This is a genomic window from Helicobacter sp. 11S02629-2, assembly GCF_002272875.1.
In the GTDB taxonomy this organism is placed as follows: domain Bacteria; phylum Campylobacterota; class Campylobacteria; order Campylobacterales; family Helicobacteraceae; genus Helicobacter_I.
This window is the reverse complement of the sequence record NZ_MLAN01000005.1, coordinates 1-14,385: the sequence shown is the minus strand read 5'-3', so window position 1 is coordinate 14,385 and position 14,385 is coordinate 1. Positions and strand designations below refer to the sequence as shown.

The window sequence follows — 14,385 nt, the reverse complement described above, 5'->3', positions numbered from 1 at the left end:
AGCTCACAACCCAAGTTATTATGAAAAGTTATTATGAAAAGTTATTATGAAAAAATACTATAGCAACTTAAGGCTATCTTACTTAGTGGCAAACTTCTAGCTTGCCACTATAAAAGTAGATTCTATCTTAAGGCTTTTATTTTAGTTTATAAACCCTACTCATATCAGCCCACCACTCATCTTTATAAGCACCATCTATGCGAGTTTGACAAGGATCAGTTTCTTCCCACCATCTTTGAGTTAGAGGGTCTTTTGCCATCTGTGCCATGTCATAGTTATAGTCATCACCACTATACTCCATGAAAGAAAAAAGCATATCACCTCTATTAAAGATCTCATACCTCGTGATGCCGCACTTTTTTATCATCTCATTAACACCATGAAATGGGTTAGCGTGCAAGTGTTTGTAGTAGGCTATCTTTTCAGGGCGAAGTTTTATAACACTTGCAAAGACTATGGTTTCATTAATCTTATAAAGCTTTTTAGCATTTTTTGCAAAAAAGTCTGGGTCGTCTTTAAAAAACTCACGCAAGGTCTTAAAGTGAGTATCAAAGCTAGCATATAAACTTATAACCGGGAAGTTTGAAGCATAAAGCAGTTTACTTCTATCAAAAGTCTTATCTATAAAGTGCAAAAGCTCATTAGTAAACTTAGAATCATCACTCTTAAACCCACTCACTTTTACATAAAGATTAGGCAAGCTAGCTAGTTTTTCCATAGCTTTTTTATACTCTGGGCTTAAAGATTCCACATTACCTAGATGGTTAAGCACTACTTTTACACCCGGAACTTGAGAGAATGCATTATAAGCATCTTCTAGCTCACCTACTCTATTACAACTTTCAAAAAGCAAGCCATTTTGTTCTAAAACTTCTAAGCCTTCTATAAAGCTTTTTTCTAAGCATCTACCACGTGGGTTACTTGGAATGTGTAAGGGCTCTCTAACCCCAGCTATACCTAAAGGCAAACTCATAGCCTTACTTAGCCTAGCCCTCATCACTTTAGCTAGCATAAGAGGAGAGTTTAAGGCGTATATATATTCATTTTCTTTAAATCTATCATCGCAGTCTACTTCGACATAGACCCCACCTTTAAAGTCTATATCATAGCTCCCATAAAGCTTAGCGTAGTCATCCATGCTAAAGCTTTTATCTATGGCTTTGCAGTCTTTAAGCCAAGGTAGATTTAATACATCTAGATTCCATATATGAAAGTGGCTATCTACTACTTCTAACATCTTTTATCCTTTCAAGCCTTAGCTTTTAGCTAGCTTAAGTTTTAAGCTAGCATCTTTTGAGTACTTTTTAGCTACTTACTTTCGGCATGTTCGTGTGCTAGGGCTGCTCTTTTTGCAAGTTTTGCAAGGTCTCTTCTTTCAAAGAAAGAAGCACTAAAGGCAAACCAAGCGACATATATAAAGCAAGGGATTAAAAGCACATAAGCCCATTGTATATTTACCACGTCTGCTACTTTTCCCATAAAGAAAGGCAAGATAGCACCACCAACGATACTCATAACGATAACTGAACTTGCAGTTTTAACTTTGTTTCCAGTCATACCTTTTAAGGCTATAGAGAAGATAGTTGGATAGCTTATAGACATAAAGAAGAATACTGCTATTAACAAATAGACTGAAACTTTTTCAATGCCCGCTACAACTAAGATAGTTAGTATCACATTTATAATAGAGTAGATTCCAAGTAAAATATCACCTGAGACTACTTTCATAAGTGGAGTAGTTACTATCCTACCAGCCATAAAAGCTATAAGTGCGACTGAGAAGAAATAAGCTGCATGCTCTGGAGTTAGTCCATGGTAGTGTGCTAGGGCATAGTTTATGAAAAAAGCACCCGCACCAACTTGGGCTGCGACATATAAAAACTGTGCTAAAACGCCAAGAGGGAAGTTAGTATGAGAGCTAAGCTTTCTTTCTATACCTTCTTTTTTGGCTTCTAACTCAGCCTTTTTATCAGCCTCAGATTCAACAGTATCTGGCATCTTAACAGCTATAAAAATTATCATGATGATAAGCACAACTATGGCTATAACTATATAGATCCAAGAGATGTTGTTCATATTTTTACTCACATCTTTGCTAGCCGCAAAAGATAAAAGCAAAGTTCCAGCGATAATTGGCCCTAAGAACTGTCCTACCCCATTAAAGCTTTGCGCAGCATTAATCCTAAATGAGGAACTTTTATCATCTCCAAGCTTAGTTATATAAGGGTTTGCATTTGTCTCTAGTGAGCCAAGACCACAAGCAAGAACAAAGAAGGCAAACAAAAAGAAGCCAAAACTTGCTAAATGTGCAGCTGGTACTATTAATATAGCACCTATAGCATATAGTAGTAGCCCTACTATTATCCCAGTCTTATAGCTAAAACGCCTAGCTATCCATCCAGCAGGCAAGGCAAATATAAAGTAAGCACCAAAGTATGCCATCTGTATAAAGCCAGATTCTGCTTTTGTAACATGAAGATGAGTTTGAAAGTTCTTATTCATAACATCAACTAGACCATAGCTAAATCCCCAGAGAAAAAATAATGTAGTAACCAAAACTATCGCTAGTTTTACATTCTTATTGTTTTGCATCCTTTATCCTTTACTGCGTAAATCTCGTTTTAAACTAGTGCCCTATCTAAGTGCACATACCCACCATCTACAAATATCCACTGACCAGTAGTATGAGAGCTTTTTGGACTAAGCACAAACACTCCAGTATCCCCTATCTCTTCAGGTGTAGTCATCCTATTTTCTAATGGAATCTTGTCTGTGATAACTTTTAGTCTTGCTTTTTGATGGGCTTCATCACCAAAAGTTTTTATCCAGTTAGCATAAAGTGGAGTAAAGCACTCACTTACTACTATTGCATTAACCCTTATGTCATAGTGGATAAAAGCTACTGCCCACTCTCTTGTTAGCCCTAAGATTCCACCTTTTGCTGCTGCGTAAGCTGAAGTTTTTCCTTGACCTGTAAGGGCGGTTTTACTAGAGATATTAACTATTGAGCCTTTGCTTTCTTTTAAGTAAGGAAGTGCACTTCTTACTACTTCATAGTAGTGGGTTAAGTTGCCGTGGATTGACTTTTCAAAGTCTTGCCATGAAGTAGTTTCTATGGCTTTGTTGTCATTTACTCCTGCGTTATTTATGATTCCATAGATACCGCCTCTAGTCTCAGCTACCTTATCTACTAAAGGTTTTATCTCATCAGTGTTATTAAGGTCTATTTGATAAAAGTCATAGTTTGTAGTTATGGCTTCTATTTTTTTCTTAAACTCATCTGTGATTTTTGATCTTGAAAAGATAACAGGCACTGCACCTTCTTTTGCCAAAGATAAACTAAAACCTTCACCTATACCTTTACCACCACCAGTTACTATAACTACTTTGTCTTTTAACTTTAAATCCATAATATCTCCTTTGAATATGTGATTAATCTACCCTGTGGCTTAAAGCCACTTTTTTGACTTATGCTTTTACACCGTTGTAGCAAGACGCCAGATTGCAAAGTCATTTTGCTTATTAATCTCAGCCTTGCTAAATCTACCTTCACCTAGACCCACTATGGCATCTAGGATCTCAGCACCTACATCACTTATACTCTTTGTGCCATCTACTATCTCTCCTGCATTAATATCTATGCAATCAGGCATCCTTTGAAAGATGGCTGTATTTGAAGAGACTTTTATAGTTGGCGTGATGGCACTTCCTGTTGGAGTGCCACGACCTGTGGTAAACACACAGACATTACACCCTCCTGCTACCATGCCGCTAAGCTGTTCTATATCATTGCCCGGAGTGTTCATTAGCGTTAAGCCCTTATCAGTTATCATCTGTGCATAGCCTTTAACTGCAACTACTGGCTCATTACCAGCTTTATATATACAGCCTAAAGACTTTTCTTCTATGGAGCTAAGACCTCCAGCTATGTTTCCCGGACTTGGGTTAGCTCCTCTAATGTCAGCTTTAGCGTCTATCACCCTTTGTTCAAAGCCTTTTACAGTTGCTAGAATCTCTTTTTTAACAGTGTCATTTTTAGCACGGCATGCTAGGATTTGCTCAGCGCCTATTAACTCAGTAGTCTCAGCAAGGATTACACTTCCACCATGTTCTATGACTATATCACTTGCATTTCCAAGTGCTGGGTTAGCACTAAGTCCACTAAAGCTATCACTTCCCCCGCACTCAGTACCAAGGATTAAATCACTCAAGTCACCATCACTTTTTTGCATCTGCAAGGCACGAGAGATCATGCCTTTTACTATCTCTACGCCTTTTTGTATAGACTTTTCATTACCACCTGCATCTTGGATAGTAAAGTGCTCTACTTCTTTATAAGGGGCGAGTTCTTTTATCTGCTTAGCTACTGCATCTGATTGCACTACTTCACATCCAAGTCCTACTACTAAGACGCCATAAACGTTAGGATTAGCCCCATTACCTGCTATAACATCTTGGGTCTGCTTAGCGTCATAGCTTAACTCGCTGCAGCCATGTTGATGTGTGACATAGACTACTTTGCAGTCTTCATTACCTAGGCTAAATTGATAGTTGACTATATTGACTATGTTTTCTACTACTTTATTAGCACAGTTAACACTAGGTATAACTAAGACATGATTCCTAAAACCAAAACTTCCATTAGCCCTTCTATAGCCTCTTAGCTTATAAGTTTTTTTAGAATCTTCTTTAGCTGGAGTTTTATGAGAACAAGTCTCTTGAGGGACGTGGTTTACATTTTCATCTATATCGCCACGACCTCTTTCACCTGCGATATTATGGACATGTACCCACTCACCTTGCTTTATATCCTGACTTGCAACACCTATATGGTTTGCATACTTTATAACTGGAGTGCCTTTAGGTATATCTTTGATTGCAAACTTATGACCTTTTGGTATGTCATTTATCAAAGTTACCCCTAAGACATTCTCGCCTTTTTTAAGTTCAACTAAAGCAGTTGCTACATTGTCTATTGGGTTTACATGTAGTGCTTTTACTCTTTCTTTCATTTTTATTCCTTTAGTAGTTTTTACTTAACTAGAGTTTTTGCTTCTTTTAAGATCTCACAAGCTTTTTCATAAAGATTGCTTTTAAGTGAGTTATAAGGAAAGATTGCTTGCTCATTTATCTCTAGCCCTTCAAGATTCATAAGCTTTTTGAAAATTAGTGAGAAGTTAATATCAAGGGCATAGATTTCCATTAGCTTATTAATAGCTTTTGAGTGTTTTTCTAAACTAGAAAGATTTTTTTCATTAATGGCTTTTACGAAGCCAGACCAGATATCTGGGGCTATATTACTAAGACCAGATATGCAGCCACTTCCACCAGCTGTGACGTTATCTATAAAGTGATCATCAAAGCCAGAATAGATCTCAAAGTGAGGATGTTTTGGAAGTAGTGTTTTTATTAAGTCTTTAGTGTGAGAGACATTTAAGACTGTATCTTTTATGCCTTTTATATTTTTATGTGCATTTGCTATTTTTAAAAGTACTTCACTACCTACATCACAAGTAGTACGACCCGGATAGTTATAAATATAGATATCACCCTTACTTGCCTTAGCCAAAGTGTCATAGTAGTCAAATACATTTTGTTCATTTGCCCCAAAGTAGTAAGGCATAAGGGCTACAGCTTTAGCGCCTAGTTCATGTACATACTTTAGCATCTCCAAAGTCTCACTAAAAAGCATGCTAGTAATACCTATCTTTACAGGCACTTTATTAGCCACTACTTCAACGCAGTGCTTAGCTAGCTTTTTGCGTTCTTCTAAAGTAAAAGCACTAAACTCACCAGTACTTCCAAATAGCAATAAGCCATCGACGTTATGCTTTATAAGGTAGCTCCAGATTCTCTCATTAGCCTTAAAGTCAAGCTTTTCTTCTTTGTTAAAGGCAGTGACAACTGGAGTGAAAATTTTCGCTTTCATAACCTTCCCTTCAATATATGATTATGTTAGTATATACAAACATCATTCGTATATATATACTGATGTAAGATTAGCACAAAGAAAGCAAAGCGGAATATAGATTTTGTCTTAAATCTCTTTTTGTAAAATATTTTAAAAATTTATTGGCGGTAAAATGGCAGCTCTACACAACCCAACCCTGCGTGTCACAAGCGTTTTAAATGCTTTGTATAAAAACGAAACAGGACTAACTTTAACAGAACTTTCAAATGTGACTAAGATTCCAAAAGGTACCTTACACCCCATCGTTTTAACCCTTTTGCACACTCAGTTTTTAAAAATGAATGGCAATAAGTTTCAAATAGGTAAAAGTTCCTTCCAAGTAGGTACTGGCTACTTTCCTGAGTTTGACCATACAGAGCTAGTCAAAAAAGTTATGAATCAAATAACCCATGAGTGCGATGAGATCTGCCAGCTTGGCGTGCTTGATGGCGGTGAGGTGCTTTATATAGCCAAGGTAGAAACCCAGTCTGCTATAAGGCTTACTTCTTCAGTTGGTCACACACTAAATGCCTATGCTACAGCTATAGGACGCGCACTTTTATCTTGCAAGAGTGATGATGAGATACGTGCACTCTATCCAAATGGCTTAGTAGCTTATACCCCTAAGACTACTAATAGCATGGAAGAGCTTCTTAAGAAGATAGAGCTAATTAGAAAAAGTGGGATTTCTAGTGAAAGCGGTGAGACTAACCCAGACATAGGCTGTATAGCAGTAGCCTTGCAAAATGTCGCACAGTCTTTTACCAGTTTTGCTGCTATAAGTGTAAGTGTGCCTTTATTTCGACTAAATAAAAAGAAATCTGAGTTTATAAAAACTTTACTTTTAAAGAAAAAAGAGTATATAGAGCAAGAAATAGCAAAAAGTGGCTTAAATTCATTTAGACATTAAGTTACTTAGTTAATGGCGTAGTGATTGCGTCTTTTTATCATTATGAAGTTTGCCAAAGGCAAACTATGGCAAACAAATATTTTCTAGATTCTATAACTTAATAGAATCTATCCTCTCTTTCATATAGACAAAACAAGCAAGATACTATTAGCCTATCTTAGATCAAGACACACGTACTTTAACTCGCAGTACTCTTCTAGTCCGTATTTTGAGCCTTCTCTTCCTAAGCCGCTTTGTTTTACACCTCCAAAAGGTGCTACTTCATTGCTTATAAGACCAGTGTTAACCCCCACCATACCATACTCTAAAGCTTCACTTACTCGCCACTGACGACTTGCATTTTCAGTAAAGATATAGCTTGCTAGGCCAAAGATAGTGTCATTAGCCTTTTGGATGACTTCTTCTTCGCTTTTAAATCTAAAAAGTGGGGCTACTGGCCCAAAGGTTTCTTCTTTAAAAACTAGCATTTTTTCATTAGCCTCTAAAATCAAAGTAGGCTCATAGAAGTTTCCGCCAAGCTTGTGGGGCTTGCCGCCAAGGGCTAGCTTAGCGCCTTTGCTAATGGCATCATTTACATGTTCTTCTACCTTAGTAACCGCAGCTTTGTTTATCAAAGGGCCTTGATTTACTCCTTCAATTTCACCATTACCTACTTTTAAGGCTTCTAGCCTAGCTTTTAGCTTTAAAGAAAGTGCATCATAGATGGAATCTTGCACATAGATTCTATTAGCACAGACACAAGTTTGACCACTGTTTCTAAACTTAGAAGCCATGATGCCTTCAACTGCTTTATCTATATTGGCATCTTCAAAGACTATAACTGGTGCGTTACCTCCTAACTCAAGGCTAAGCTTTTTTATAGTGCTAGCACCTAGTTCCATAAGCTTAGCACCTATCTCAGTAGAGCCCGTAAAGCTTATCTTTCTTACTATGTCACTTTTACAAAATACTTCACTTATCTCACTTGCACTTCCACTTACGTTTTGTAATAAGTCTTTAGGAAGTCCAACTTTTAGGGCTAAAACTTCTAAGGCATAAGCACTTAAAGGAGTAGCACTTGCTGGCTTAACTAACATAGAACAGCCACAAGCAAGGGCAGGGCCTACCTTTCTAGCTATCATGGCATTAGGAAAGTTCCAAGGGGTGATGGCTGCAGTTACGCCAATTGGCTCTTTTAAAACTAAAAGCCTTTGGTTTTTAATAACACTTTGGATGATATCACCATCTAATCTTTTGCACTCTTCAGCAAAGAATTTTATAAAACTAGCCCCATAGCCTATCTCGCCTCTTGATTCGCCTAAGCTTTTACCCATCTCTTTAGTAAGTAAAAGCGCTAGGTTTTCTTTTTCTTTTAATATCTCATCATGCCACGCCATAAGTAGGTCTGATCTTTCTTTAGCTGTCAACTCACGCCACTTTGCTTGAACCTCTTTAGAACGCTTAATCTTAGATTCTAAGTCTTTAGCACTAGTTTTTTTAACATAGCACAAAGTCTCTCCACTTGCAGGATTGCTAACTTTTATGGAATCTGGCACTTCTGTAAATGAAATATCAGGGTGATTTAAAAGATGTTTTAAGCTAGTCATTTTAGTGCCTTTAAGATGCTTGCTTTTAAGATATCAAGTGCTTTATCAAAAGTCTTTTCTTCTATAGTTAGAGGGTATAAAAACCTTATCACATTGCCATAGACCCCACATGTGAGTAAAAGTAGACCAGATTCCATAGCATTAGCTTGAACCTTACTTGCTATATCTAAGTTAGGAAGCCCAGCGTCTCCAAACTCTAATGCCACCATAGACCCTAGCCCTCTAACATTTGCCACTAGATTTTCTTTTTTTACTAGCTCATTTAAGAAAGCTTGCAGTTTATCCCCTAAAAAGTTAGATCTATCTAGTAGTTTTTCTTCTTTGAAAACTTCAAGCACAGCTAAGCTTGCAGCTATTGATATAGGATTCCCAGCATAGGTGCCTCCAAGGCCACCTTTATTAACACAGTCTATAACTTCAGCCCTTGCACTTATACCAGAAAGCACAAAGCCCCCAGCTATGCTTTTTGCCATAGTTATGATATCTGGCTTAGCATCAAAATACTCACTTGCAAACATCTTGCCTGTGCGTCCAAAGCCACTTTGAACTTCATCAGCTATAAGTAGTATCCCATGCTTATCACATATAGCTCTTAAGGCTGTTACAAACTCATTATTTGCTATATTAAAGCCACCTTCACCTTGTACTGGCTCATAGATGATAGCTGCTACTTTATCAGGTGCTATAGTTGTTTTAAAAAGCCTTTCTATACTTCTTATAGCCTCTTCTACGCCCACGTTATCGCTAAAGTTAGGATAAAGGGCATGATATACTGGGAAGTTAGGAGTGCCAAACTGACCCTTATAAGGAAGCACTTTCCCAGTTAACCCCATAGTCATAAAAGTACGTCCGTGAAATGACGCCCCAAACGCTATAACTGCATCCCTTTTAGTATAAGCCCTAGCTACTTTTATGGCATTTTCCACAGCTTCAGCTCCTGTGCAAAAAAAGCAAGTTTTTGGATTATTAATTGGGACAAGGGCGTTTATCTCTTCGGCTAAAGTTATATAGCTTTCATAAGGAGTTATCTGATAAGCAGTGTGAGTAAACTTATCAAGTTGGTCTTTTACAGCCTTTAAAACCTTTGGGTGTTTATGCCCAGTGTTTAAGACAGCTATCCCTCCAGCAAAGTCTATAAACTCACGCCCATCTGTGCTTGTGATAGTTGCGTTGTTTGCGTCTTTTATATACCAGTCACAAAGTATACCTATACCGCTAGGAGTGGCTTTTAAACGTCTTTGTGTTAGCTTATCCATTTTGAAATCCTTTGTTTTTCATTTAATAAAGTTGTAACTCATGGTATTAGATAAAAGGTTAAAAATGTGAAATTTTTACAAAATAAAGAAGATTTATAAAAAAAATGTTACTTTTTATCGCTAGGCGTGCGAAATATCCATAAATGCAAAGTTAGATTCCATGATTTTAACCTCTTAACTTGCTATCTTAAAAATGAGGCTTATAAAAAAAGTTATTTTTAAGGAGCTTAAATATGAAAACGGTTATAGATTTTAATAGTGACATGGGTGAAAACTTTGGTGCGTGGGTCATAGGCGATGGAGTAGATTCTGAGATAGTAAAGTATATAAGTTCTGCAAACATCGCTACAGGATTCCACGCAGGTGATCCAAACATCATGGAACAAACCATCCTTAGTGCTAAGGCACATAAAGTAGGAGTTGGCGCACATCCGGGCTTTAGAGACCTAGTAGGATTTGGAAGACGCCTTATAAAAGAAGAACCAAAAACGCTAGTAAATGACGTACTTTATCAACTAGGTGCACTTAAAGAGTTAGCTAGCCTTCATGATGAAAACTTAAGCCATATAAAACTTCATGGTGCTTTATACCTTCACTCAGTGCTTGATGAAGGTTTTGCCTACGCACTTATAGAAGGCTTACAAAAGAAAAATGCCACCTTGCCAATAATAGGCTTTAGCTCTAAAAACTGCTACTTACAAAAAGCAGCCCTTGAAGCTAAGCACCCTTATATAAAAGAACTACTTGTTGATAGAGACTATGATGATGATGGTAACTTTGTGCTAGTTAGAAAAGCTAGGACTTATACGCCTGCTGAGGTTAAAGACAAAGTAGAACTAGCTTTAAAAAAAGGAGTCATTAAGTCAGTCTCTGGGAAAGAGATAGCAATAGATTTTGAAACCATGTGCATACATAGTGACACTGCTGGCTGCTTAGAACTTATAAAGGCTGTTAAAAAAACATTAGATGATAATAATATAACTGTAAGGAAGGCATCATGATAGATATACTAAGTCCAATACCGGGTACATTTTACGCAAAACCAAGCCCAACAGAAGAAGACTTTGTAAAAGTAGGAAGCATAGTTACACCAGATACTACTGTAGCTTTAGTAGAAGTTATGAAAACTTTTATTGAGATAAAAGCTGAGTGCTCTGGGAAGGTAGTAGAAATCTTAGTGCAAAATGAAAGCGTAGTAGAAGCAGGAAGCATCTTAGTTAGAGTAGAGGAAGGATGAAGATGGGATTTAGATATAGCTTAGCTGGAGATGAATTTATCTTTGTAGAGATTGAAGAAGATATGAGTTTAGAGGCTTTTTTTAAAGCCCTAGAAGTGACTAATAAGCTAAAGGCTTTGAAAACTAAAGGCATAGTTGATATCTGCCCGGCCAATGCTAGCTATCAAGTCCGCTATAACCCAGACTTAGTTAATGGCAAAAAGCTACTTGAAACATTAAAAGACTTAGAAGCTAATCTCAAGCTTGATTCTATAAACCTAGATACTAGAGTTATAGAAGTGCCCGTTTTTTATAATGACCCTTATACTAAAGAAGTAGTTATGAGATTTCGAGATAGGCACCAAGACCCAAACCTAACTGATATTGAATACACCGCTAAGATAAATGGCTTAAAGTCAGTTGATGAGCTTATACTAAAACATAGCACTAGCCCTTGGATAGTAACTATGGTAGGCTTTGTAGCAGGGCTTCCTTGGTTTTATCAGATGGTAGATAGAAAAGACCAGATAGAAGCACCAAAGTACCTAAGTCCAAGAACTGACACCTTACAAAACACCATAGGGCATGCAGGCTGCTTTGCTGTGACTTACTCAGTTAGAGGTGGTGGAGGCTATCAACAACTTGGAATCACCCCTATGTTTATCTATAACCCAGATCTAAATATAAGCTATTTTAATGGAGCGCTTATATTTCACAAACCCGGTGATATAGTGAAGTTTAAAGTTATAGATGATGCAGAGTATAAAAAGATAGGCGAAGAGATAAAAAAAGGCGAGTATAAGCCAAATATCAAGCCTTTAACATTTAGCTATGAAAGCTTTCAAAAAGACAAAGCAGGCTATAACAAGCAGGTTATAGATATCTTAGAAGGGAGGGCTTAGAGATGATAAAGATTCTAAAAGCAGGCATTGCTACTAGTGTGCAAGACTATGGACGAAATGGCTTTTATGAAGCAGGCATCCCACCTAGTGGTGCCCTAGATAAGCTTTCATATAAGGTAGCAAACTTACTAGTTGGTAATGATGAAGATGCAGCAGTGCTAGAGTGTACTTTCTTAGGGCCTACTATAGAGTTTATGCAAGATAGTATCATCGCCCTTTGTGGCTCTAATATGACCCCTGTAATAAATGGCAAAGAAGTAGCGTCTAATACCTCTTTGGAAGTTAAAAAAGGCGATATCTTTAGCACTAAGTTTGCAACCATTGGCGCTAGGTCTTACCTAGCTTTTAGCGGCGGAATAGATGTGCCAGTGATACTAGATTCTAGGTCTACTTATCTATTAGGGCAAATTGGCGGTTATAAGGGAAGAAAGCTTATAGATGGTGATAAGCTAAAGCTTTTCCCTCCTAAGCCTTATAAACTTAGAAGCATAGATCTTAAACTAGAGCCTATAAAAGAGCTTAAAGTAACTATTGGAATCTATGCTAATTTGCTAGAAGAAGATTCCATAAAAAGCTTTTTAGAAGATAAGTGGACAGTAAGTCAGGAATCTGATAGGGTTGGCTATAGATTTAAAGGTGGGAGGGCTTTAAAGTTTAAGGAAAGAACTCCTCCTTTTGGCGCAGGAAGTGACCCTTCAAACATAGTAGATGCCCCCTACCCTATAGGCTCTATCCAAGTCCCCGGTGGTAATCAGCCTATAGCCCTTTGTAATGATGCTGTTTCTGGTGGGGGCTATGCCTGCTTAGCTACTATCATATCAAGTGATCTTTCAAAGCTAGGGCAACTAAGGCCAAATGAAGAAATCTACTTTATAGATGTAAGCTTAGAGCAAGCCTTGGCTGAACGGGCTAAGTTTAAAAAACATCTTGCAGACATAAAAGCAAAACTTAGCTAGAACTTCTTAACTATCAAACTAGAAAGGCTTTCTAGCTTGATAGGCATCTATATTTTAAAGATAAAACTTAAAAGTATTAACGCACAAACTATCTGTACTATCCCCACACAAAAAGCGTATATAGTTAGCTTTTTGCCTTGCTTTACAAGCTCTCTTATATTGATTCTAAGGCCAATTGCCGCAAGGGCTATGACTTCTAAGACCCCACTTATACTCTTAAGCGCGTGAGATACAGTAGGCGAGATGATGTGTAATGAGTAAAGCCCAAACATCACAAAAAAGCCTATAACATACCAAGGTACAGTTATCTTTTTGGACTTCATGCCAACTTCTTCTTCGGTAATAACTTCTTTGCTGCTTTTATGATACATATAACCAAAAACTAACACCACTACTACTAAAAATATAACGCGAACTAACTTAAAGATAGTCCCTAAGTCTTTTACTTCACCATTAACCATAGCCCCACTTGCGACCACCTGACCAATGGACTGTAACACCCCGCCAATTAATGCTGAAGTATGCAAAGTCTCATAGTGATATAAAAACTTGCCAATGCCCGGAAGCACAAACATCAAAACTATACCAGTGACATTAACTATAGCTATAGACATGCTTCTATCTTTATCATTTGAGTTAACAACTGGTGCTATAGCTGCTATGGCTGAAGAGCCACAGACTGCATTCCCCCCAGCCATCAAAAAGCTAAAGTTTTTACTAAACCCTAACTTTTTGCCAATATAAAGGATGGCAAGTATAGTAACTGCCATCTGCACTATTATAAAAACAACTCCATTTATGCCAATATGAGCTAGGGTTGATACACCAACGGTTGCACCAAGTAAGACTATAGAGTAGGATAAAAGATTAGATTCTGAGTACTTATAACCGCCTTGAAAAACCTTCTGCCCTAAGAATAAGTTCCCAGCTATGATGCCTAAAAATATAGCTACAGTTGCTGCTCCAAGGCTAGGGACAAACCGCCCAAGATACATGCTAATAAGGGCTATGATGATGGCCATGATAAGACCGGGTAGTATGGTTTTAAGTTTATCTCTAAAGCGGAAGATGAACTGCATCTAATATCCTTAACTTAACATGGGCTTTATGTAAGATTATAACCCCAAAGCAAAAAGTTTTAAAGAAATCTTATAAAACAAGATAAAAAAACGCATAGTTCTTGACAGAGTGAAACAAAGATAAATCTTGAGAAAAAATCTAATCATGTATTTATAATGATTGAGTTTTAGAGTGACAAACTATTTGTGTTTAGTTCTCCCTTCCCCGCACTTTGGAGGTTAGAGAGTAGATTATTTAAAAGAAGCAAATATTTAAAAACTTTTCTAGTTTTAAAGCAAGGCAGAAATCCACCTCTACAAGAATAGAATCTAAACTTATATCCTCTTCCTATTAGCATCATTCATTATCTCATCTGCTATATGAGTTACAGAGTTAGAAATCTTAGAAGCATCATCTGCTATGTTTACATTACCTTGAGTAGATTGCTCTAGTAAAGATATAGCATCATTTATCTGAGTTATACCATTAGCTTGTTCTTTTATAGATTCAGCCATGTCATTAATTGATTGAACTAAGATATTAGTATTAG

At 37.2% G+C, this 14,385-nt stretch carries 12 protein-coding genes and 3 pseudogenes; 5 read left to right on the top strand and 10 right to left on the bottom strand.

Annotated features, from left to right (window positions below):
* Window positions 1–136: 136 nt before the first annotated feature.
* From BKH40_RS04220 to BKH40_RS04200, 6 genes and pseudogenes are all read right to left on the bottom strand, one after another.
* Window positions 137–1,237: an L-rhamnose mutarotase gene (locus BKH40_RS04220; protein ID WP_095277241.1), complete on the bottom strand. Its 1,101-nt coding sequence runs from the start codon at window positions 1,235–1,237 to the stop codon at window positions 137–139.
* 71 nt (window positions 1,238–1,308) lie between these two features.
* Window positions 1,309–2,592, bottom strand: coding sequence for an L-fucose:H+ symporter permease (gene fucP, locus BKH40_RS04215; protein ID WP_095277239.1), 1,284 nt, complete (start codon window positions 2,590–2,592; stop codon window positions 1,309–1,311).
* A gap of 29 nt (window positions 2,593–2,621) precedes the next feature.
* On the bottom strand, window positions 2,622–3,410 hold the full coding sequence (locus tag BKH40_RS04210) for an SDR family oxidoreductase (protein ID WP_095277237.1): 789 nt from the start codon (window positions 3,408–3,410) through the stop codon (window positions 2,622–2,624).
* A 66-nt stretch (window positions 3,411–3,476) separates the two neighbouring features.
* A pseudogene (locus BKH40_RS04205) lies at window positions 3,477–4,667 on the bottom strand (UxaA family hydrolase); the annotation flags it as partial.
* 75 nt (window positions 4,668–4,742) lie between these two features.
* Window positions 4,743–5,012, bottom strand: a pseudogene (locus BKH40_RS08955) (UxaA family hydrolase); the annotation flags it as partial.
* A 20-nt stretch (window positions 5,013–5,032) separates the two neighbouring features.
* Window positions 5,033–5,929 (bottom strand): dihydrodipicolinate synthase family protein, encoded by an 897-nt coding sequence (locus BKH40_RS04200; protein ID WP_095277234.1) that lies wholly within the window; start codon window positions 5,927–5,929, stop codon window positions 5,033–5,035.
* Between the two features lie 154 nt (window positions 5,930–6,083).
* Here BKH40_RS04200 and BKH40_RS04195 point away from each other — a divergent pair, with 154 nt between their 5' ends.
* On the top strand, window positions 6,084–6,860 hold the full coding sequence (locus BKH40_RS04195; protein WP_095277232.1) for an IclR family transcriptional regulator: 777 nt from the start codon (window positions 6,084–6,086) through the stop codon (window positions 6,858–6,860).
* Between the two features lie 152 nt (window positions 6,861–7,012).
* On the opposite strand, the gene BKH40_RS04190 is transcribed toward BKH40_RS04195, so the two are convergent.
* Together BKH40_RS04190 and gabT are read right to left on the bottom strand one after the other, a co-directional pair.
* Window positions 7,013–8,446: an NAD-dependent succinate-semialdehyde dehydrogenase gene (locus BKH40_RS04190; protein WP_095277231.1), complete on the bottom strand. Its 1,434-nt coding sequence runs from the start codon at window positions 8,444–8,446 to the stop codon at window positions 7,013–7,015.
* Window positions 8,443–9,702: a 4-aminobutyrate--2-oxoglutarate transaminase gene (gabT, locus tag BKH40_RS04185; RefSeq protein ID WP_095277229.1), complete on the bottom strand. Its 1,260-nt coding sequence runs from the start codon at window positions 9,700–9,702 to the stop codon at window positions 8,443–8,445. The genes BKH40_RS04190 and gabT overlap by 4 nt, the downstream gene beginning before the upstream one ends.
* Before the next feature lie 233 nt (window positions 9,703–9,935).
* Here gabT and pxpA point away from each other — a divergent pair, with 233 nt between their 5' ends.
* From pxpA to BKH40_RS04165, 4 genes are read left to right on the top strand one after another with little or no spacing between them, the layout of a single operon-like run.
* Entirely contained in the window at window positions 9,936–10,703 is a 768-nt protein-coding gene (pxpA, locus tag BKH40_RS04180; RefSeq protein ID WP_095277228.1) for a 5-oxoprolinase subunit PxpA, read from the top strand.
* Entirely contained in the window at window positions 10,700–10,939 is a 240-nt protein-coding gene (locus BKH40_RS04175; protein WP_095277226.1) for an acetyl-CoA carboxylase, read from the top strand. Before pxpA ends, BKH40_RS04175 begins: the two co-directional genes overlap by 4 nt.
* Before the next feature lie 2 nt (window positions 10,940–10,941).
* Entirely contained in the window at window positions 10,942–11,820 is an 879-nt protein-coding gene (locus BKH40_RS04170) for a carboxyltransferase domain-containing protein (protein WP_095277225.1), read from the top strand.
* Window positions 11,821–11,822: 2 nt separating this feature from the next.
* A complete protein-coding gene (locus BKH40_RS04165) occupies window positions 11,823–12,776 on the top strand; it encodes a biotin-dependent carboxyltransferase family protein (RefSeq protein ID WP_095277223.1) in 954 nt (317 codons plus the stop codon).
* Between the two features lie 47 nt (window positions 12,777–12,823).
* On the opposite strand, the gene BKH40_RS04160 is transcribed toward BKH40_RS04165, so the two are convergent.
* Together BKH40_RS04160 and BKH40_RS08725 are read right to left on the bottom strand one after the other, a co-directional pair.
* Window positions 12,824–13,855, bottom strand: a complete 1,032-nt coding sequence (locus BKH40_RS04160) for a putative sulfate exporter family transporter (RefSeq protein ID WP_095277222.1) — start codon at window positions 13,853–13,855, stop codon at window positions 12,824–12,826.
* Between the two features lie 315 nt (window positions 13,856–14,170).
* Window positions 14,171–14,385, bottom strand: a pseudogene (locus BKH40_RS08725) (methyl-accepting chemotaxis protein); the annotation flags it as partial.

What these genes read in the sequence shown, in the direction of transcription:
- BKH40_RS04175 (WP_095277226.1), top strand. Translation starts at nt 10,700, where the DNA reads ATGATAGATATACTAAGTCCAATACCGGGTACATTTTACGCAAAACCA.
- BKH40_RS04165 (WP_095277223.1), top strand. Translation starts at nt 11,823, where the DNA reads ATGATAAAGATTCTAAAAGCAGGCATTGCTACTAGTGTGCAAGACTAT.
- pxpA (WP_095277228.1), top strand. Translation starts at nt 9,936, where the DNA reads ATGAAAACGGTTATAGATTTTAATAGTGACATGGGTGAAAACTTTGGT.
- fucP (WP_095277239.1), bottom strand. Translation starts at nt 2,592, where the DNA reads ATGCAAAACAATAAGAATGTAAAACTAGCGATAGTTTTGGTTACTACA.
- BKH40_RS04170 (WP_095277225.1), top strand. Translation starts at nt 10,942, where the DNA reads ATGGGATTTAGATATAGCTTAGCTGGAGATGAATTTATCTTTGTAGAG.
- BKH40_RS04210 (WP_095277237.1), bottom strand. Translation starts at nt 3,410, where the DNA reads ATGGATTTAAAGTTAAAAGACAAAGTAGTTATAGTAACTGGTGGTGGT.
- BKH40_RS04200 (WP_095277234.1), bottom strand. Translation starts at nt 5,929, where the DNA reads ATGAAAGCGAAAATTTTCACTCCAGTTGTCACTGCCTTTAACAAAGAA.
- gabT (WP_095277229.1), bottom strand. Translation starts at nt 9,702, where the DNA reads ATGGATAAGCTAACACAAAGACGTTTAAAAGCCACTCCTAGCGGTATA.
- BKH40_RS04160 (WP_095277222.1), bottom strand. Translation starts at nt 13,855, where the DNA reads ATGCAGTTCATCTTCCGCTTTAGAGATAAACTTAAAACCATACTACCC.
- BKH40_RS04195 (WP_095277232.1), top strand. Translation starts at nt 6,084, where the DNA reads ATGGCAGCTCTACACAACCCAACCCTGCGTGTCACAAGCGTTTTAAAT.
- BKH40_RS04190 (WP_095277231.1), bottom strand. Translation starts at nt 8,446, where the DNA reads ATGACTAGCTTAAAACATCTTTTAAATCACCCTGATATTTCATTTACA.
- BKH40_RS04220 (WP_095277241.1), bottom strand. Translation starts at nt 1,237, where the DNA reads ATGTTAGAAGTAGTAGATAGCCACTTTCATATATGGAATCTAGATGTA.